Annotated in this window: 16 protein-coding genes; 5 read left to right on the forward strand and 11 right to left on the reverse strand. The window is 69.4% G+C overall.

Annotated elements, in window-relative coordinates:
• Position 1 precedes the first annotated feature (1 nt).
• The 4 genes from KBO27_RS28555 to KBO27_RS28570 are packed head-to-tail and all read right to left on the reverse strand — an operon-like array spanning position 2 to position 3,808.
• Positions 2-1,024 carry an MCE family protein gene (locus KBO27_RS28555; RefSeq protein WP_210972950.1) on the reverse strand — a complete coding sequence of 341 codons (1,023 nt, stop codon included), beginning with the start codon at positions 1,022-1,024 and terminating at the stop codon, positions 2-4.
• Entirely contained in the window at positions 1,021-2,196 is a 1,176-nt protein-coding gene (locus KBO27_RS28560) for an MCE family protein (RefSeq protein ID WP_210972951.1), read from the reverse strand. The genes KBO27_RS28555 and KBO27_RS28560 overlap by 4 nt, the downstream gene beginning before the upstream one ends.
• A gap of 5 nt (positions 2,197-2,201) precedes the next feature.
• Positions 2,202-3,047, reverse strand: coding sequence for an MlaE family ABC transporter permease (locus KBO27_RS28565; protein WP_372448889.1), 846 nt, complete (start codon positions 3,045-3,047; stop codon positions 2,202-2,204).
• Positions 3,044-3,808 (reverse strand): MlaE family ABC transporter permease, encoded by a 765-nt coding sequence (locus tag KBO27_RS28570; RefSeq protein ID WP_210972952.1) that lies wholly within the window; start codon positions 3,806-3,808, stop codon positions 3,044-3,046. Before KBO27_RS28570 ends, KBO27_RS28565 begins: the two co-directional genes overlap by 4 nt.
• Positions 3,809-3,900: 92 nt before the next feature.
• Between KBO27_RS28570 and KBO27_RS28575 the strand changes: the two genes are divergently transcribed.
• The 3 genes from KBO27_RS28575 (at position 3,901) to KBO27_RS28585 (ending at position 7,899) form a co-directional block, all read left to right on the forward strand.
• Positions 3,901-4,869 carry a Crp/Fnr family transcriptional regulator gene (locus KBO27_RS28575; protein WP_210972953.1) on the forward strand — a complete coding sequence of 323 codons (969 nt, stop codon included), beginning with the start codon at positions 3,901-3,903 and terminating at the stop codon, positions 4,867-4,869.
• Between the two features lie 133 nt (positions 4,870-5,002).
• Positions 5,003-5,830 (forward strand): hypothetical protein, encoded by an 828-nt coding sequence (locus tag KBO27_RS28580; RefSeq protein ID WP_210972954.1) that lies wholly within the window; start codon positions 5,003-5,005, stop codon positions 5,828-5,830.
• A complete protein-coding gene (locus tag KBO27_RS28585; protein WP_210972955.1) occupies positions 5,827-7,899 on the forward strand; it encodes a hypothetical protein in 2,073 nt (690 codons plus the stop codon). Before KBO27_RS28580 ends, KBO27_RS28585 begins: the two co-directional genes overlap by 4 nt.
• Here KBO27_RS28585 and KBO27_RS28590 read toward each other — a convergent pair.
• From KBO27_RS28590 to KBO27_RS28600, 3 genes are all read right to left on the reverse strand, one after another.
• On the reverse strand, positions 7,838-10,504 hold the full coding sequence (locus KBO27_RS28590) for a LuxR C-terminal-related transcriptional regulator (RefSeq protein ID WP_210972956.1): 2,667 nt from the start codon (positions 10,502-10,504) through the stop codon (positions 7,838-7,840). The genes KBO27_RS28585 and KBO27_RS28590 overlap by 62 nt on opposite strands.
• A gap of 188 nt (positions 10,505-10,692) precedes the next feature.
• Positions 10,693-11,028, reverse strand: coding sequence for a plasmid stabilization protein (locus tag KBO27_RS28595; protein WP_210972957.1), 336 nt, complete (start codon positions 11,026-11,028; stop codon positions 10,693-10,695).
• 85 nt (positions 11,029-11,113) lie between these two features.
• The gene (locus tag KBO27_RS28600; RefSeq protein WP_210972958.1) at positions 11,114-11,581 is read right to left on the reverse strand and encodes an Lrp/AsnC family transcriptional regulator; all 468 of its coding nucleotides are present in this window, start codon (positions 11,579-11,581) and stop codon (positions 11,114-11,116) included.
• Between the two features lie 78 nt (positions 11,582-11,659).
• On the opposite strand from KBO27_RS28600, the gene KBO27_RS28605 reads away from it, so the two are divergent.
• A complete protein-coding gene (locus KBO27_RS28605) occupies positions 11,660-12,715 on the forward strand; it encodes a Glu/Leu/Phe/Val dehydrogenase dimerization domain-containing protein (RefSeq protein ID WP_307870674.1) in 1,056 nt (351 codons plus the stop codon).
• Between the two features lie 54 nt (positions 12,716-12,769).
• Here the strand turns inward: KBO27_RS28605 and KBO27_RS28610 are convergent, their stop codons facing one another.
• From KBO27_RS28610 to KBO27_RS28625, 4 genes are read right to left on the reverse strand one after another with little or no spacing between them, the layout of a single operon-like run.
• Positions 12,770-13,003 (reverse strand): formate dehydrogenase subunit delta, encoded by a 234-nt coding sequence (locus KBO27_RS28610; protein WP_210972959.1) that lies wholly within the window; start codon positions 13,001-13,003, stop codon positions 12,770-12,772.
• Positions 13,000-15,810 (reverse strand): formate dehydrogenase subunit alpha, encoded by a 2,811-nt coding sequence (gene fdhF / locus KBO27_RS28615; protein WP_210972960.1) that lies wholly within the window; start codon positions 15,808-15,810, stop codon positions 13,000-13,002. Before fdhF ends, KBO27_RS28610 begins: the two co-directional genes overlap by 4 nt.
• 3 nt (positions 15,811-15,813) lie before the next feature.
• Positions 15,814-17,343, reverse strand: coding sequence for a formate dehydrogenase beta subunit (locus KBO27_RS28620; RefSeq protein ID WP_307870675.1), 1,530 nt, complete (start codon positions 17,341-17,343; stop codon positions 15,814-15,816).
• Complete coding sequence (locus tag KBO27_RS28625; protein WP_132679046.1) at positions 17,340-17,798, reverse strand: NAD(P)H-dependent oxidoreductase subunit E; 459 nt, start codon at positions 17,796-17,798, stop codon at positions 17,340-17,342. Before KBO27_RS28625 ends, KBO27_RS28620 begins: the two co-directional genes overlap by 4 nt.
• Positions 17,799-18,496: 698 nt before the next feature.
• On the opposite strand from KBO27_RS28625, the gene KBO27_RS28630 reads away from it, so the two are divergent.
• The gene (locus KBO27_RS28630) at positions 18,497-18,829 is read left to right on the forward strand and encodes a bifunctional 3-phenylpropionate/cinnamic acid dioxygenase ferredoxin subunit (RefSeq protein WP_210972961.1); all 333 of its coding nucleotides are present in this window, start codon (positions 18,497-18,499) and stop codon (positions 18,827-18,829) included.
• The last annotated feature ends 129 nt before the right edge of the window (positions 18,830-18,958 follow it).

Genomic DNA, 18,958 nt, shown 5'->3' on the forward strand with positions numbered 1-18,958 from the left:
GTCAGTTCCCCGCTTCCTCGGCGCAGCGCCGCACGTCGCTGTCGATCCACGGCGTGTGGAGGTATCCGCCGGTCGGGGCGCTGGTGCGGACTCGCACGCTGCACAGGTAGGCGTTGAAGAAGTTGCCGTTCACGCCGATCCGGCCGATCCGGCGGTACGCCTCGGGCAGTTCGCGCAGCGCGGTGCGCAGCTGCTCGTCGTGGGCGTTGAGCGTGCCGGAGAGGGTGCGCAGATCACCGATCTCGGCGTTGAGGTCGGGGCGCAGCCGCGGCAGCAGGTCGGCGGTGGACGCGGTCAGCCCGTGGAGGTGGTCGACGGCGCCGGTGACCGAGCGGTGGTCGGCGCTCAGCCCGCCGACCAGCTGCCGGGTCTGCGCGATGACGTCGGAGACCTGCCGGTCGTGCTCGTCGAAGGTGGCGAGCGCGGCGTTGAGGTTGCCGATGACGTCGCCGATGAGCCGGTCGCGGTCGGCGAGGGTGCCGGTGACCGAGGCGAGGGAGGTCAGGAACGAGTTCAGCGCCCCGGCCTCGCCCTGCAAGGTCTGGATGAGCGAACCGGACAGCTGGTTGACCTGCTCCGGCGACATGGCCTGGAACAGCGGCTGGAAGCCGCCGACCAGCACGTCGAGGTCCAGCGCGGGCCGGGTGCGTTCCAGCGGGATGACACCGCCCGCCAGCGGCGGTCCTCCCCCGCCTTCGGCGAGTTCGAGGTAGCGGTTGCCGACCAGGTCGCGGTACTTGACCGCCGCGAGGGTTCCGCCGGTCAGCGGCGGTGCGCCGGAGACCGACATCGTCACCAGCACCGTCGCGTCCGGCCGCATCCGCAGCTCGTCGACCTGACCGACCCGCACCCCGGCGACGCGCACGGGGTCACCGGGTTCCAGGTACGACACGTCGGCGAACACCGCGCGCACCTGCGTTTCCGCTCCGGCGCTTCGGGTTTCGGCCAGCAGGACGCCGATGTAGCCCGCGGCGAAGGCGGCGATCGCGAAGAACACCGCCAGCTTGATGACCTCGCCCCTCACCGGCCACCTCCGATCGGTGAGAGCGGGCCGAACAGGTAGACGGCGAGCAGGTCCGGGTTGATCGCGACGGTCTCGTCGTGACCGGAGTACGGGTTGGCCCCGGTGTCGTAGTTGACGTACGGCGGGATGCCCTGCACCTCGGGCAGCCCGTGGCACTGCGGGCCGGTGTCGACGCCGGTCTTGGGCAGGTTCTCCGGGTACCGGTATGCGGGGGCGCCGGGCAGCAGGCTGACGGTGACGTGCGCGTTGGGGTGCGTGCCGCCGAACTCCGGGCCTCCGGTGACCGCGCGGATGAGCTCGCCGTTGCGCACCACGCCGCCGAAGAAGCACGGCACCGCGGGCGAGTAGCGGTGCAGCAGCGCGGTGCTGGGCGCGAGGGTGTCGAGCGTGGTCACCAGCTGGTCGCCGTGGCGTTCCAGGTGCCCGCCGGTGGTGTTGCCGAGTTCGGTCAGCGACAGCAGGAACGCCGCGAACGCCCGGTGCCGCTCGGCCAGGGTGGTGCTGGTCCCGCCGAGGTTGGCGGCGGTGGTGGTGAGGTCGTCGGCGACGGCCCGGTAGTCCTCGGCGACCGCGGCGATCTCGGGCAGGCGCGCTTCGAGCTCGGGCAGGTGCGGGTTGAAGGCGCGCAGGTAGTCGTCGGTACCGGTGATCAGCTCGCCGATGCGCTCACCGTTGCCCCGCAACGCCCCGGAGACCGAGGTCAGGGCCGCGTTGAGCTTGCTCGGCGGCACGCGCTGCAGGGTGCGCACGACGTGGTCGAAGGTGTGGTCCAGCTCGACGTTCACCCGAGCCCGGTCGATGACGGCGCCGGCGGCGATGTGCTCGCCGGATTCCCGTCCGGTGCGCAGCTCGACGTACTTGGCGCCGAACACCGTGGTCGGGACGAGGTTCGCCGAGAGCTCCGCCGGTATCCGCTCGGCGTGCTCGGGGTCGAGCTCGACGCTCACCTTCGCGCCGGTCCCGTCGGTGGTGACCTCGCTGACCGAGCCGACCTCGACGCCGCGCAGCTTGACCGGTGAGCCCGGTTCCATGAGCAGTCCGGAGCGGTCGGCGAGGACGGTGATCGGCACGACGCGGTCGAAGACCCGGTGGTACTGGGCGATCGAGAGCACCGACAGCAGCACCAGCAGCGCCGTGAACCCGGCGCCGGCCAGCACGTGCCTGAAGTTCACCGCCATCACCCCGAGATGTGGACCGAGGAGTCGGAACCGTAGATCGCCAGGTCCAGCAGCAGGTCGACCAGCATCACGCCGATCAGCGAGCCGCGCACCGCCTTCCCCACCGCCTGGCCCACGCCCGCCGGGCCGCCGGTGGCCGCGAACCCGTGGTAGCAGTGCACCGACATCACCACGACCGACATGGCCAGCGCCTTGACGAACGACCACAGCAGGTCCGTCGGCACGAGGAACGCGCTGAAGTAGTGGTCGTAGGTGCCCCAGGACTGCCCGTAGGCGACGGTCACGACCAGCCTCGTCGCGGCGAACGAACCCAGCACCGCCAGCGAGTACAGCGGGATGATGGCGACGAACCCGGCGATGATCCGGGTCGTCACCAGGTACGGAACCGACCGGACCGCCATCACTTCCAGCGCGTCGATCTCCTCGCTGATCCGCATCGCCCCGAGCTGCGCGGTGAAGCCCGCGCCGACCGTGGCCGTCAGCGCCACCCCGGCGATGACCGGCGCTGCCTCGCGGGTGTTGGCGTAGGAGGAGACGAACCCGGCGAGCGCCTCGACCCCGACGTTGGCCAGCGAGGAGTAGCCCTGCAGACCGACCTCGACGCCGATCGCGGCGGTCATGAACACCACGATCACGACCGTCCCGCCGATGACCGCGAGACCGCCGGTGCCGAGGCTGACCTCGGCGATGAGCCGCAGCACCTCGCGCTTGTAGCGCACCAGGGCGGTCGGCACCGACGCGTAGACCCGGCCGTGGAAGACGACCTGGCGGCCGGTGTCCTCCAGCTTGCGCAGCGGTACCCGGATCACCTCGGCCCGCTTGGATCCACCGTTCGCCACGGTCAGCCCCTCGCCTGCAGGAACACAGCGGTGATCAGCGAGTTCGCGGCGAACAGCAGGATGAAGCTGAACACGACGGTCTGGTTCACCGCATCACCGACGCCTTTCGGACCGCCCTTGGCGTTGAGGCCGAGGTGGCAGGCGACGAGGCCGGACAGCAATCCGAAGACCGCCGCTTTCAACTCGCTCACCAGAAGATCATCGATTCCGGTGAGAAGTGTGAGATTCGCGAGGAAAAGACCCGCGCTCGCATTCTGCACGAGCACCGAGAACAGGAAGCTGCCCGCCAATCCGACGAAGGTCACCAATCCGTTGAGCGCCAGCGCCACGACCGTGGAAGCGAGAACTCGGGGAACCACGAGCCGCTGCACGGGATTCAGGCCCATCACGCTCATCGCCGCGATTTCGTCGCGGATCTTCCGCGCGCCCAGATCAGCGCAGATCGCGGTCGCACCCGCTCCGGCGACGACCAGGACGCTGACCATCGGCCCGATCTCGCGCACCACCGCCAGCCCCGCTCCGGCCCCGGCCAGGTCTGCGGCGCCCAGCTCGGTGAGCAGCTGGTTGAGCTGGAAGACGACGATGACGCAGAACGGGATGGCGACCAGCAGCGTCGGCACCACCGACACGCTCACGATCATCCACGCCTGCTGCAAGAACTCCCGGAGCTGGAAAGGGCGCCGGAATCCGTGGCGGAACACCTCGACCGACATCCGGTAGAACGACCCGACGGGAGCACTGATCCTGGCCGGCCCGGAAACCACCATCGACCGACCTCCCCTCGGGCAAGCGGAAATCTACGGCGACGCAGGAATCGCCCCTGCGGGAAATGACAGGAGAACGACACCCGGAAAGGCACGTGCACGAGCGAAGAATCGGTGACGGCTGGCTGCGTGGTGCGCACGATAGTCGCATCGCACACCCCCACCGTCAACAACCCGAAAGCGAAACACCGCCCAGCAGAGGGAAAACCAAACCCACCCACTGCTCCGACAAGGTGAAATTCCGCTGGTCCCCACCGCTGCTCGTCGGCCACACCCACCCGTTCAGTGGTAACCAATCGCTCGAAAAGCGCTATCTGTCCGCACGATCGCCAACGGATGATCAACGGGTGGAACATGGGGGCTCAGCAGAAGACGTCGATGCGGGTTATTTGCCCGCGCAGGACAGTTTCGTCACTCATGCGGGCGCGGACCTCTGCGCCGAGCTGCGCGGACTGGGCACTCGCGCCGGCTTCGACCGCAACGAGCTGTTGCTGCTGGTCGACCGGCCGAGTGATCACGTCCTGCTCATCGAGCGCGGATTCGTCAAGGTCCAGCTGGCGGGCAACGGTCGCGACCTGATCGCGGGTCTCTACGGCAAGGGCGAACTCATCGGCGAGCAAGGCGTGATGGAGTCGAAGCCCCGCAGCGCCACGGTCGTGGCCCACACCGCGTGCGAGGCGACGAGGATTCACCACAGGGACTTCAAGGAGTTCCTGCGGCGACATCCCGAGCTGCCGCTGATCCTCGGTCGCATCGCGTACGAGCGCCTGCACCGGGCGGATCAGCGCCAGATCAACCTGGCCTCGCAGGACGTGCCCACGAGGGTGTGCCGTCAGCTCCTCGCGTGGGGCCAAGCGCTCGGCGAACGAACCCGCGACGGCGTGGCCATCAGCGGCTTGAGCCGCAAGGACCTGGCTCAGTGCGTCGGCGCCGGCGAGGCGACCGTGGACGCGGCGTTGAAGCAGCTGGGCGACCGGGGTCTGCTTCGCACCCGCCGACTGACCTTCGTGCTGCCCGATCCCCACCTCCTCCGCGGCTATCTGCGCGCTCGTCCGATCACATGAAGTAGTCGAAAGAACACGCGCATCTCCCTGATTTCAGGGAGATGCGCGTCCATCCACTCGGCAAGACTCCGTTCACCCACCCAGAGTGACGGAACGGAGTCGACCCTTGCGCCGAACGAATGACCCATCGCTGATGCCCGAGCACTGCGCCCTGCTGACCGCGGACACGATCGAATCGGGCGGGACCAAGCCGGAACACCTCGGCAGGATTCCCCATCTCGTGGAGACGATCGTGGCGGAGGCCTCGAGCGAGGTCGGAATCGCCGAGAACGCGCACCGCAACGGGCAGTTCAGCGGCGACGGCTTCCTGCGGGCCTACCCGAGTCAGCACCTCCCCGCGCTGATCGACCTGGTCGCGTCGATCGACGCGCTGCTGATCCGCCACAACCTGTCGGCCAAGCCCGAGATCCGGCTGCGCATCGCGTTGCACCTCGGCCCCTTGCCGGCTGAGTTCGGGCTGTACCGCCCCAACATCGACGTGTGCCGGCTTCTGGACGCCGACGAGTTCCAAGCGCTCGTCAAGCGCTGGCGTTCCTCCCTGCCCGCCGACCGGTTCACCACGGCGCTCATCCTGTCCGACGACGCACATCGAGCGGTCTTCGGCGGCGACTACACCCGGGCCATCACCCGCCACGACTTCGGGCCGATGAACATCGAGCACAAGGAGTTCGACCAGAAGGCCTGGGTGCGCATCGCAGGTGTCAACCCCGCGCAGCTCACCGAGCCGTCTCGCGAGGCTCCGCCGGTCTCGTCGGAGCCTGCTGATGACACGCGCTCCGCAGGTCACTCGATCAGCAACAGCGGCGGCAACCAGGGAATTCAGATCGCAGGCGACCGCAACCACGTCGAACAGCAGCCGCGACAAGTCCACGTCACGAACTACACCGGCGAGAACAACTACGGCATCAGCGCAGGTCATGTCAGCGGGTCGATCAACTACACCACCCGGGAGTCGCGATGAGCACCGTCGAAGCACCGGAACGCACCGCGGATTCCGACACCACTCCCCTGAAAAACGACGCGAGGAAGACCGACTCCACGAACACGGTCAACAACGAGACGAAGACCAACAACGGCGTCAACGTCGGCCATGTCAGCGGCTCGGTCAACTACAACAACTACACCGGTTCGGCGTTCTCCAAGCCGGATCTGCACGACTTTCGCGTCTCCGACCACGATCTGGAACGCGCCAAGAATCACTTCGTTCCCTGCCCGGGCTACGACGATGCCCTGGCAACGTTGAAGAAGAGCAATCTCGTTCTTCTAAGAGGCAAGGGCACCGGCAGGTCGCTGGCCGCGATCCGAATGCTGGTCGACTGCGGTGCGCGCACGATCTCACAGCTCAACGTGCGTCGTTCGTTCGACAGCATCACCGACGAACAACTCGACAGAGAGGGAGGGTTCATCTGGCAAGGAACCGAATCGCAGTGGCAGCAGAAGATCGCGCCCCACACGGCCGAGCGCGTGGCAACCTGGGCTCAGCGGAATCAGTGCTACGTGGTGGTCATCGTCGACGAGGCGTTGGAAGTCGGCCTCCAGAAGTTCGAGGGCCGGCTCGGTCGACCCGACTCCACCCAGGTGGCGAGGGAGTTCCTGCGATCGCACCCGGATTGCCCCACAGATCTCGTCGACACGATCCTCACCGAGGACTTCCGCGCACATCTCCGCGATGACTCCGCGCCGAACGAGGCGGAGTTCGTGGCCATCCGCGCGTGGGACGTGCACGAGGGCGAGCGAGAGCTGGAGCCCGCACTGGCCGATCTCTCGCGCGAAGGCCAGTACCTGGTAGCAGACTGGTTCCACGAGGATCGGTCGACGATCGAGTACGCCATGCTGGTTGCCATCTCCGTCTTCACCAACCGCGACTACGGCGACGTGATGAGCGCCGCCGAGGAGTTGGAGGAGATGATCGCCAAGGCGGACAACCCGGATGACAAGCGTCTCAGACAGCGGAAGATCTTCGACTTCAGCAAGAGCGTCATCCTCAGCAGCTTGAACGCGACGACGACGTGGCATCCCCATGCCAAAGGGGCCAGTCTCTTCCGAGAGACCGTCCACTTCAGACGATCGGACTGGGCGAAGTGGGCCTTCCGCCGAGCCTGGCTCGAATACGACCTGTTCCGCCCGGTGATCGTGGACTGGATGGCGCGCCAGGCCAAGAACGGATTCCAGTGGTACTGCGCGAAAGCCTTGCACGACGTCATCACCGGTCTTCCCCACACCGACCCGTTGGAACACATCAAGACGCTCGCGAGCAAGCAATCTCTGACTTCCAACGAACTCGCCGCAGAGCTCCTGGCGAGGTTCGCCGACGATCCCGGCACGAAGGACTTCGTCGAACCGCTCGTTCGGACCTGGTGCACGGGATCGCGCTTCCACCGCAAGTGGACTGCGGCTCTGGTGTACGCCACGGAGCACGGCGTGCGTGATCCGGAGCGAGCGATGACCCGGCTCGAGACGATCGCTCGAAGCGATGCCAAACTCGTTCCGGCCGTCAAGGTCGCGGTGACCTCGCTGTTGAGTCGGCCGGTCAACCGCGAGCTGATCCTGCGTGCGCTCGTCGAGTGGACGCGCCCGCACGGCCACCGCCGCGACGCCGAACAGCTGACCAATCTCCGCTCCGTCGGCCTCGACTGCGCGCAGGCCGCGCTCGGTCTCACCGACCCGAAGAACTACCTGCAATCCCTCCCCAAGCAGGAGAACCCGATTCTCGTCGACCCGCACCCGTGGCTGGTCGCGCGACTCTTCCGGCGCGTCTTCCTCGATCAGCAGACGCGCAAGTCATCGCTGCGAGCCCTGCTCAGCCTGTGCGAGCAGTGCGAGAAGAACCCTCGCAGCGAACGAGCACGTGGCTTGGCGCAGTTGGTCGCCACCGTCGCCCCGGACCTCCACCGGCACGATCACCATCCGCTCTTCGAGGACTGGAAGACGGAGTACCCGGGCAACTCCGGCCGGGTCGATCGTGCCTTCAGTACCGTGCAGTTGCTTCATCAGAGGTACGCGTCCCCGTCCCCTCGGACACACGGGTAACAGCGTGCGATTCCTCGGAGTCGTGGAGGCGGGAGAGTTCTGCTGGGAGTTCGGTGCGCTTGCGGACGTTGAGCTTGCGGTAGACGCGGGTGAGGTGTTGTTCGACGGTGCTGACGGTGATGTAGAGGCGGCGCCCGATCTCGCGATTGGTCTGGCCTCGGGCGGCGAGTTCGGCGACCTTGCGCTCCGCCTCGCTGAGCAGCGGCGTTCCCGCCGGGGTGGGGGCGGCTTCGGGGCGGGCCGCGTCGAGGGAGTCGCGGAGCCGGTGCGACAGGATGTCGGCCTGGCAGGCCTTGGCCATCTGGTCGGCCTTGCGCAGCACCAGGCGGGCGTTGCGGAGCTGCCCGAGCTCGTTGTGCGCCTGGCTGAGGTCGGCCAGCGCGCGGGCGAGTTCCAACCGGTCGCCGCAGCGCTCCAGCAGCTGGATGGCTTCGCGCAGGACGGCGACGCGCTGGCGGGGGTCGCTGCACGCGGCCAGGACTCGCAGCGTGATCGCGAGGATGCGCACGCCGCCGGAGGTGCCGGCGAGCTGCTCGGCGACGAGTTCGCGGGCCTCGCGTCTTCTGCCCAGCAGCAGGTAGGTCTGGGCGAGGTCACCGCGCCACGGGATCGTCGTGGGGATCGCCGGGTCACCGGCTCGCATCCGGGCGGCGACCCGTTCGAAGGCGTCCAGCGCGGCGAGGGTGCGTCCGCTGGTCAGGTGGTGCCTGCCGGTGGCGTGCAGGTGGCGGATGCCGAAGGTGGTCGCCGCCATCTCGTCCGGGACAGGGCGGGTGAGCAGTTCGGCCGCGGTGTCGTGCCTGCCCAACGCCGAGTTGACCAGGATCAGCGTGGACAGCGGCAGGCCCACCAGCACTCCCCACGTCTGCGGGTGCAGCAGTCGCAGCGCCTCCTGCGCCTGGGCCTCGGCGGCGATGAGGTCGCCGCGACGCCACGACATGTCGGCGCGGGCCGCGCCGATCAGCGCCCGCGCGGTGGTGGCGCCCTGCCTGCGGGCCTGGGCGATGAGCGCGTCGCACCAGTGCCGGGCCCGGTCGGCGTGGCCCACGTGGTCCAGGGCCAGCACGGCGGCCGCGGCCGCGTCGGGCAGCACCTCACCCGCGCAGCACTGCAGGAGGTGCTCGGCGGCGCGCAGCACCTCCCCCGGCACCTCGCGGGTCCACGTCCCGACGAGACCGGCGGTCGCCTGCCACGAGGCATCTCCGCTGTTCAGCGGTTCGACGTCGAGGGAGCGGCCGTGGATCCACTCGGCGGCGACGCGCAGTTCGGCGGCCTCGCGCGGATGGGGTTCACCGGCGTGCGCGCGCGTGATGCGCAGGAGCTCTCCCGCCGCGCCCGGATCGCCCTGCCAGAGCCGCAGGCGGGCCACCGGGACGGCGTCGCGCCAGCACAGGTCCCTCCGGTCGGCGAGCGGGCCGAGGTGGCGGGCGGCGATGGCGGGGTTGATGCGCCAGGCCGCGCGGACCAGGGCGGCGCGCAGCTCGACGCGCTCGCCGTCGTCCTCCGAGGAGTTCAGGGCGAGCTCCAGGCAGCCGACGGCGAGTTCGGGATCGTCCACGAGGGACTGCTCGGCGGCGTAGCGCAACGGGCGCATCGCCCAGCGGCCGGGCACGGCACCGGCCGCGGTGAGGTGGCGGGCGATCTCCACCGCTGGGGCGCCACGTCGGTGCAGCAGCTCAGCCGCTCGGGCGTGCAACCTGGCCGCCTCGGCCGGCTCGAGGCTCTCCAGCAGGACGTCGGGATGGCGCAGGTGGTGGTCGCGGAGCAGCCCGGCCGCGCCGAGCGCGTCGAGCACGGGACCGACCGAGCGCGCGGTCATCGCCAGCAGCTCGGCGACGAGGGCCGGCGATGCCGAATCACCGAGCACCGCAACCCCTTCGGCCACGGCGAGGAAGTCCGCGTCCCAGCGGGTCAGGCAGTCCAGCACGGCCCGCCGGAGGTGCGGACCCACCACGAGACCGTCTTCCAGAAGTGCCCCGAGCAGGAACGGGTTTCCGCCGCTGAGCTCGAACGCTGTTGTGGCGCAGACGTCTTCGCTGTCGAGGAGTTCGGCCACGCCGGCGGGCGTCAGCGGGGCGAGGTCGATCCGGTGATCGGGCTGGCGGGCCAGCTCCGCGTGCGCGGATTCGCGCGCCAGGTTCGGGCGCTCCCACTCGGTCAGCACCAGCAGCACGCGCGCGGAGGTGATCCTCCTGCGCAGGTAGAGCAGCGCCTGCTGCGACTCCGGGTCGGCGAGGTGCACGTCGTCGACGGCCAGCACCACCGGGCGTTCACCGCCCGACTCCAGCAGCAGCGCGCCGACCTCCTCCAGCGACCGGACGTCCAGCGGCGACTCGGCGAGGCGAGCCACCTTGTCGCGCACGACGGGTTCCGCACCGGCGAGCAGCTGGGTCACCACGCCCAGCCGCAGCTCCCGCTCCGCGCGCGAACCCACCGCGCGCAGCAGCGCCGCCCGCTCTCCGACGAGGTCACCGAGCGCGTCCAGCAGGGCGGTCTTGCCCGTGGCCAGCCCACCGCCGATGAGCACGACCCGACCCCTGCCCCGCTCGCAGTCGGCCAGGGATTCGGATATTCGGGCTAACTCGCTGGTTCGTTCGGTCAACATCGGTGACTCCGCATTTCCCACGCGCACAACGGTTCTCGGCTCGTGACCGATGCCGTCGCGCTCAGACGCCGCCTACACCGCTCCGACGTCGCCGGTTCCGGAGCGGTTCCGCGACGAACGCGAAGTCCCGATTTGCTTCCCGAACGAAAATCGTCCGGACGTGACCGGCGGCCACGCCCGGACTCACCTCACCTCCGCGAGAGGGCCTTCTGCAGCTCGTCCTTGGTCATCTTGGAACGGCCTTCGATGCCCTCCCTCTTGGCGTCCTCGTAGAGCTGCTGCTTGGTGCGGCCGCCGGGCCCCTGGCGGTTCCCGGAGCGCTTGCCGCCACGCCGCTGCGGCGGGATGTCCTCGGTGGAGACCTTGCTGCGCTGCTTGGCCGTCCCCTTCTGCGCGCGGTTCTTGTTCACCGTCCGGGCCGCGATCTCCTCCGCCCGGCCCTCGCTGGACCCGCGCTTCTTGGTGCCCTGCTTGATGTGCTCGTACTGCCGCTCCTCCTTGGAGTTCCACGCGCTCTGCGGCATGACGTCCCTCCCGTCACGAACGGTCGCAACTCCCGATGACCTACCCGGCACCACCTCCCGGCAAACACCTGCCGAGCCCGGGCGTTCAGCCGTCGATCGGGGTGAGGTCCTCCAGGGCCTTCTTGTGGTCGTGGCGGTAGACGATGGAGCTGCGGAACTGCACGATCTCGCGGCGGTTGCTCAGGCTGTCGACGAGGAACGCGTGCAGCGCGGGCACGTCGCGAACGCCGACGTGCAGCAGGAAGTCGTCGCCGCCGGCGAGGCCGAAGATCGCGATCACCTCGGGCATGGCCAGCGCGTCGGCGTGGAACTGGTCGATCAGCTGACGGCTCAGGGGCCGGACCTGGACGAACACCATCGCCTCCACCGCCCGGCCGAGCGCGTGGCGGTCCACGGCCGCGTGGAATCCCGTGATCAAGCCCCGGGCCTCCAGGCGCCGGACGCGTTCGGAGCACGTCGAGGGCGCGGCACCCACGAGCTCCGCCAGGTCGCGCATGGGAATCCTGGCGTCTCGCTGGAGAGCCTCCACGATCAGCCGGTCCGTCCGATCCATGTTCGGATTTTCACTCACTTCCCGAACATAACAACGAACTGGAAGAACCAACTGCCGAATCCGTACCAGACTGGCTACGTGAGCCGATCAGATTCCTCCCCAGAAGCACTCGACCACGAACAGCTGCGCGTGGTGCGCGGACGCCGCTCGGGCGTCGTGATCGCCGTGGCCGTCCACTCCACCCAGGCGGGCCCGGCCATCGGCGGCTGCCGGATCAAGTCGTACCCGGACTGGCGCGACGGAGTCGACGACGTCGTGCGCCTCGCCCGCGCGATGACCGAGAAGGCGGCGCTGGCGAGGCTGCCGCACGGCGGCGGCAAGGCGGTGATCATGGACGCCGACGCCGTCCTCGACGAGCGGGACCGCCTGCTGGTGCTCGAAGACCTCGCGGAGGTGATCACCTCGCTCGACGGCGCCTACCTGACCGGTCCCGACATCGGCTCGACCCCGGCGGACATGGAGATCCTCCACCGGCTGACCGGCGGACTCGCGTTCTGCCGGCCGGAGTCCAGCGGCGGGAGCGGCAATTCGAGCACCGCCACGGCCCGCGGTGTGCTCGCCGCGCTGGACGCGGCGGCCGACCACGTCTTCGGCACCGGCGCCCTCGCGGACCTGCGGGTCGGCGTGATCGGGTACGGCAGCGTCGGACGCCTGGTCGCCGACGAGCTCGCCGCGCGCGGATGCGCTGTGACCACCGGCGACCTCGACGGGAGCAGGCGCGCGACCGCCGAGGCGGCAGGGCTGACCTGGAGCACCGAGGACCTGCTCGACGAGGAGTTCGACGTCCTGGTCCCGGCCGCCGTCGGAGGGCTCCTGTCCGAGGAACGGGCCCGGACGTGCCGAGCGAGGCTGATCGTCGGACCGGCCAACAACCAGCTCACGCACGACGACGTCGCCTCCACCCTCCACGAGCGGGGCATCACGTGGGTGCCCGACGTGGTGGCCGGCGCGGGAGGCATCATCCACGCCGTCTGCCGCGAGGAGCTCGGCCTCACCGAGGAGGAGACCACCCCGCGCATCAGCGCGATCGGCACGACGGTGACCGAGATCCTCACCGGCGCGCGCGACGGCGGAACCACCCCGCAGGTCGCGGCCCGAGACCTCGCCGCACGCCGCACAGCGGTTCCCGCCTGAGCGTGGACGAGGGGACGGTCCCGGCGGGAACCGTCCCCTCTGCGGTGGGAGCCGTCAGCCGGCTCCGGCGCCCGCGCTGCGGAGCAGGCGGGCCGCTTCGAGGGCCACGGGGTCCATGTCCGGGGGTGGGGCGTCGGCGAGCCGGTCGAGCTCGGCCCGCATCCTCGGGTCCCAGAACATCGTGATGTGGTGGGCCACCTCCCGCGCCGCCTGGCGGGACGGGAGGTGCGCGAACTGGATGGCGATGTCGTTGGCCATCCGCACCTGCGGCGAGACGTCGGCGCTCATGATTCGGTCAGCACCGCCTCCCGCTGCTCGGCGTCGGCCTTCTCGGCGCTGGTCTCCCTGGCGACCTGCACGGCGGTGACCTTGTACTCCGGGCAGTTGGTGGCCCAGTCGGAGTTCTCCGTGGTCACCACGTTCGCGCCGGTCACCGGGTGGTGGAACGTCGTGTACACCACGCCCACCGGCATCCGGTCGGAGATCTTCGCCCGCAACGACGTCGTGCCGACCCGGCTGGACAGGTTCACCACGTCGCCCGAGGAGATGCCCCGGTCCTCGGCGTCGTGCGGGTGGATCTCCAGCACGTCCTCCGGGTGCCAGGCGACGTTGGCGGTGCGGCGGGTCTGCGCGCCGACGTTGTACTGCGACAGGATGCGCCCGGTGGTGAGCACCAGCGGGAACCTGCGGGTGCTGCGCTCGCGGGTCGCCACGAACGGGGTGAGCACGAACTTGCCCTTGCCGCGCACGAACTCCTCGGCGTGCATGATCGGCGTGCCCTCGGGCGCCTTGTCGTTGCACGGCCACTGCACGCTGCCCAGCTCGTCGAGCTTGCCGAACGAGACGCCCGCGAAAGTCGGTGTGACCGAGGCGATCTCGTCCATGATCTCGCGCGGGTGGTCGTAGTGCATGTCGTAGCCCATGGCCTGGGCGATCTCGCAGGCCACCTGCCACTCGTCCTTGCCGCTCTTGGGCACCATCACCGGGCGGACCCGGTTGATCCGCCGCTCGGCGTTGGTGAACGTGCCGTCCTTCTCCAGGAACGAGGTTCCCGGCAGGAACACGTGCGCGAACTTGCTGGTCTCGTTGAGGAACAGGTCCTGCACCACGACGAGCTCCAGCGCCGACAGCGCCGCCGCGACGTGCTGGGTGTTGGGGTCGGACTGGGCGATGTCCTCGCCCTGCACGAACAGGCCCCGGAAGCTGCCGTCGACGGCGGCGTCGAACATGTTCGGGATCCGCAGGCCCGGTTCGGGCAGGATCGGGCGCTCCCAGAGCTTCTCGAACACCTCGCGCACCGCGTCGTCGGCGACGTGCCGGTAGCCGGACAGCTCGTGCGGGAACGAACCCATGTCGCAGGAGCCCTGCACGTTGTTCTGCCCGCGCAGCGGGTTGACGCCCACGCCCTCGCGGCCGATGTTGCCGGTGACCATGGCGAGGTTGGCCATGCCCATCACCATCGTCGAGCCCTGGCTGTGCTCGGTGACGCCCAGCCCGTAGTAGATCGCGCCGTTGCCGCCGGTGGCGTAGAGCCGCGCGGCCTCGCGGACCTGCTCGGCGGGAACACCGGTGATCGACTCGACCTCCTCGGGGCTGTTCTCCGGGCGGGCGATGAACTCCGCCCAGTCGTCGAAGCCCTCGCAGCGCGAGGCCACGAACGACTCGTCGGTCAGCCCCTCGGTGACCACCACGTGCGACAGCGCGTTGACCAGCGCGACGTTGGTGCCCGGCGCGAGCTGCAGGTGGTGGGAGGCCTCGACGTGCGGGCTGCGCACCAGGTCGATCCGCCGCGGATCGATGACGATCAGCTCCGCGCCTTCCCGCAGCCTGCGCTTCATCCGGGAGGCGAACACCGGGTGCCCGTCGGTCGGGTTGGCGCCGATCACCACGATGACATCGGAGGCCGCCACCGACCGGAAGTCCTGCGTGCCCGCCGAGGTCCCGAAGGTCTGCTTGAGGCCGTAGCCGGTCGGCGAGTGGCAGACGCGGGCGCAGGTGTCGACGTTGTTGTTGCCGAACGCCGCCCGCACCATCTTCTGCACCACGTAGACCTCCTCGTTGGTGCAGCGCGAGGAGGTGATGCCGCCGATGGAGTTCGAGCCGTGCCGGGCCTGGATGTCGCGGAACTTCTCGGCGACGTAGGAGATCGCCGTCTCCCAATCGGTTTCGCGCCACTCGTCGGTGGTGCTCTCCCGGATCATCGGGTTGAGCTGCCGGTCCGGGTGGGTGGCGTAGCCGAAGGCGAAGCGGCCCTTGACGCAGGAGTGGCCCTCGTTGGCTCCGCCGTCCTTGTACGGCACCATCCGCACCAGCTCGTCGCCGCGCAGCTCGGCCTTGAACGAGCAGCCCACCCCGCAGTAGGCGCAGGTGGTCAGCACCGAGCGGGTCGGCATGCCCAGGTCGACCACCGACTTCTCCTGCAGCGTGGCCGTCGGGCACGCCTGCACGCACGCGCCGCAGGACACGCAGTCGGACTCCAGGAACGGATCACCGGCCCCGGCCGCGACCTTGGAGTCGAAGCCGCGACCCTCGATGGTCAGCGCGAAGGTGCCCTGCACCTCGTCGCAGGCCCGCACGCAGCGGGAGCACACGATGCACTTGGAGGCGTCGAAGTCGAAGTAGGGGTTGGTGCTGTCGGTGGGCGCGTCGAGGTGGTTGGCGCCCTCGTAGCCGTAGCGGACCTGGCGCAGCCCGACCACGCCGGACATGTCCTGCAGCTCGCAGTCGCCGTTGGCCGCGCAGGTCAGGCAGTCCAGCGGGTGGTCGGAGATGTAGAGCTCCATGACGCCCTGCCGCAGCTTCTCCAGCCTCGGCGTCTGGGTGCTGACCTTCATGCCCTCGGTGACCGGTGTGGTGCACGAGGCCGGGGTGCCCTTGCGTCCGTCGATCTCCACCAGGCACAGCCGGCACGAGCCGAACGCCTCCAGGCTGTCGGTGGCGCACAGCTTGGGGATGTCGGTGCCGGACTCGGCCGCGGCGCGCATCACCGAGGTGCCCTCGGGCACTGTGACCGCAACGCCGTCGATCTCGACGGTGATGGTGGCCTCCCCCGGTCTGGCCGGGGTGCCGTAGTCGGGTTCCTTCAGCAGACCCATCGCCTACTTCGCCTCCTTCAGGAAGTCCTCGGGGAAGTGCGCCAGCGCGCTGCGCACCGGGTTCGGGGTCAGCCCGCCCATCGCGCACAGCGATCCGTCGGTCATCAGCTCGCACAGGTCGCCCAGCACGGCGAGGTTGCCGTCGCGGTCCTCGCCGCCGACGATGCGGTCGACGACCTCGACGCCGCGCACCGCGCCGACCCGGCACGGGGTGCACTTGCCGCAGGACTCCTCGGCGCAGAACTCGAACGCGAAGCGCGCCATCGCCGCCATGTCCACGGTGTCGTCGAAGACGGTGATGCCGCCGTGGCCGAGCATCGCCTGCGCCTCGGCCAGCGCCTCGTAGTCCATCGGCAGGTCGAACCGCTCCGGCGGGACGTAGGAACCCAGGGGCCCGCCGATCTGCACCGCGCGCACCGGCCGCCCGGACCGGGTGCCGCCGCCGTAGCCGTTGACCAGCTCCTCGATGGTGATGCCGAAGGCCGATTCGAAGACGCCGCCGCGCGCGATGTTGCCCGCCAGCTGGAAGACCTGCGTGCCGCGCGAGCGCTCCACGCCGAGCTCGGCGTAGGGCCGGCCGCCGTCGGCGAGGATCGCCGGGACGCTGGCCAGGGTGAGCACGTTGTTGACCACCGTCGGCTTGCCGAACAGCCCGGTGATCGCCGGGATCGGCGGCTTGGAGCGCACCATGCCGCGCCTGCCCTCCAGGCTCTCCAGCATGGAGGTCTCCTCGCCGCAGATGTAGGCACCGGCGCCGACGCGCACGAACAGGTCGAACGTCAGCTCCGATCCGAGCACTCCCTCACCGAGCCAGCCGACCGCGTAGGCGGCGTCGATCGCGCGGCGCAGGGTGCGCACGGCGTCGGGGTACTCGGAGCGGACGTAGATGTAGCCCTCGGTGGCGCCGACCGCGTGGGCGGCGATGGTCATGCCCTCGATGAGGCAGAACGGGTCGCCCTCCATGAGCATCCGGTCGGCGAAGGTCCCGGAGTCGCCTTCGTCGGCGTTGCAGCAGACGAACTTCGCGGGTCCTTCGGCCTTGAGCACGGTGTTCCACTTGATGCCCGCGGGGAATCCGGCACCACCGCGCCCGCGCAGGCCGGAGGTGGTGACCTCCTCGACGACCTCGGCGGGTGCGGCGGCCAGCGCCGCGCGCAGTCCGCGCAAGCCGCCGTGCGCTTCGTAGTCCGATGTGGACAGCGGGTCGGTGACGCCGACGCGGGCGAAGCACAGCCGCTGCTGGTCGCGCATCCACGGCAGGTCCTCGACCACGCCCTGGCACAGCTCGTGGTCGGCACCGCGCAGCATCCCGGCCGCCAGCAGTTCCGGCACCCGGCCCGGGGTGACGGGGCCGTAGCCGACGCGACCGCGCTCGGTCTCGACCTCGACGAGCGGTTCGAGCCAGAGCATGCCGCGAGAACCGTTGCGCACCAACCTGATCGGTTCGTCGGCCGCCCGCTGGAGGGCTGCGGCGACCTCGTTCGCGCCGACGGAGACCGACGCGGAGTCCTGGGGTACGTAGACGGTGATCACGCGTTGCCCTCCGCGAGGATCTCGACGAGCCGGCTGCGGTCCACCCGGCCGTGCAGCCTTCCGTTGACCTGCGCGGAGGGTCCGAGCGCGCAGTTGCCCAGGCAGAACACCTGGTCGAGGGTGACCGAGCGGTCGGGGGTGGTCTGGCCGACCTTGACGCCGAAGACCTGCTCGGCGTCGGCCACGAGCCGTTCCGCGCCGACCGACTGGCACGCCTCGGCGCGGCAGATCTTGACCGTGGTGGTGCCCGCGGGTTCGGATCGGAAGTCGGTGTAGAAGGAGATGACCCCGTGGACGTCGGCCCGCGAGAGGTTGAGCTCCTCGGCCAGGACCGGAACCACCTGCGGATCGATCCAGCCGAACTCCTGCTGGAGGTGGTGCAGGATGGGAAGCAGGGCTCCGCGCTCGCCCCGGTGCGCTTCGACAACGCCGCGCACGCGTTCCGCTATCGTCATCTGCGGCTCCACTCCGTTGTAGATTGGGTCTACCGTCGCGCCGCGTCGCCCAGAGTTCAACGCACGCGTTTTTATGCATCGATAAGCACCGCGTATCGATGCGCACTCCGCGTCACCGAATTGCTCGCATCATCGCTGGACAGGACCTTTTTCCGAACTATTTCCGCGCCTTTTCCGGCTTTTTCGCGCACGCTGCGACACCGGCTGCTACCAGCGTTTTCACCCATACGCGTCAGTTCATGATCGTCTTTTCGGGCACCGCAGGCAGTGCCGCTGGTTTTCGCTCCCCTGCCGTTCATGCGAGCTCGTCGCGCACTCGTCCCACCCGGCTTGCCCAGGTGTCACGAGTGCGCCTAACTTGAAATTCCAGCGCGGAATTCGGGAATTGTCGCCAACCCACCCGGCTCCCGCTGCGGCCGGAAACCGCCACCGGCCGAGACGAACCTGAGGAGAATGCGATGACCTGGGAAACCCCTGAATACACCGTGATCGACGTCTGCGCCGAGGTCACCGGCTACCTGCACCGCGCCGACGAGGACTGATCCACCGCTCCCACCACGCGGCTCGAACCGCACGAGTGCCGCAAGGGCCTCACCAGATCCGCCCGCCGGATCGGTCGAGGACCTTGCGGCACCGTCGTCAGCGGGGCCGGTGCGACCGCCGGCTTCACCGGAGCTCCGGCGGAAGGAGTGGCGTCGATGCCCCCGGCCACGCATCGAGTCCGAGTGTGCCGACTGCACGAGTTCCCGCCCGGAACCGTGCGACGGCTCAACACCCTCCCGCCGGTCGCGGTGTTCAACGTCGCCGGGCGGCTCTACGCGATCGACGACGTGTGCTCGCACGCCTGGGCGGTCCTCAGCGACGGCCACTTCGACGGCACGTCGCTGGAGTGCCCGGTGCACCTGTCCCGCTTCGACGTCCGCAGCGGAGAACCCCTCTGCCCTCCGGCCACCGAACCCCTCCGCACCCACCAGGTCGAGATCTCCGGAGACGAGGTGGTGGTCCACGTCGACATAGGCCGCCCGCTGTGACGCCTCGAAAATTGTTCCTGAACTCGTTCTGCACGGCGGTGCGGGTGGCGGAACCTCCTCCTGGACTCCGTGCGCCACTCCTTGAGTATGTCGATACGCGGCGTCGCGGCGTACTCGCCAGGAGACGTA

It is taken from the genome of Saccharopolyspora endophytica (assembly GCF_018070075.1).
Lineage (GTDB): Bacteria > Actinomycetota > Actinomycetes > Mycobacteriales > Pseudonocardiaceae > Saccharopolyspora > Saccharopolyspora endophytica.

Coding starts and splice junctions, on each gene's coding strand:
- KBO27_RS28595 (WP_210972957.1), bottom strand. CDS start 11,028: ATGCCGCAGAGCGCGTGGAACTCCAAGGAGGAGCGGCAGTACGAGCAC.
- KBO27_RS28590 (WP_210972956.1), bottom strand. CDS start 10,504: ATGTTGACCGAACGAACCAGCGAGTTAGCCCGAATATCCGAATCCCTG.
- KBO27_RS28610 (WP_210972959.1), bottom strand. CDS start 13,003: ATGAGCGCCGACGTCTCGCCGCAGGTGCGGATGGCCAACGACATCGCC.
- KBO27_RS28630 (WP_210972961.1), top strand. CDS start 18,497: ATGCCCCCGGCCACGCATCGAGTCCGAGTGTGCCGACTGCACGAGTTC.
- KBO27_RS28580 (WP_210972954.1), top strand. CDS start 5,003: ATGCCCGAGCACTGCGCCCTGCTGACCGCGGACACGATCGAATCGGGC.
- KBO27_RS28585 (WP_210972955.1), top strand. CDS start 5,827: ATGAGCACCGTCGAAGCACCGGAACGCACCGCGGATTCCGACACCACT.
- KBO27_RS28625 (WP_132679046.1), bottom strand. CDS start 17,798: ATGACGATAGCGGAACGCGTGCGCGGCGTTGTCGAAGCGCACCGGGGC.
- KBO27_RS28600 (WP_210972958.1), bottom strand. CDS start 11,581: ATGGATCGGACGGACCGGCTGATCGTGGAGGCTCTCCAGCGAGACGCC.
- KBO27_RS28570 (WP_210972952.1), bottom strand. CDS start 3,808: ATGGTGGTTTCCGGGCCGGCCAGGATCAGTGCTCCCGTCGGGTCGTTC.
- fdhF (WP_210972960.1), bottom strand. CDS start 15,810: ATGGGTCTGCTGAAGGAACCCGACTACGGCACCCCGGCCAGACCGGGG.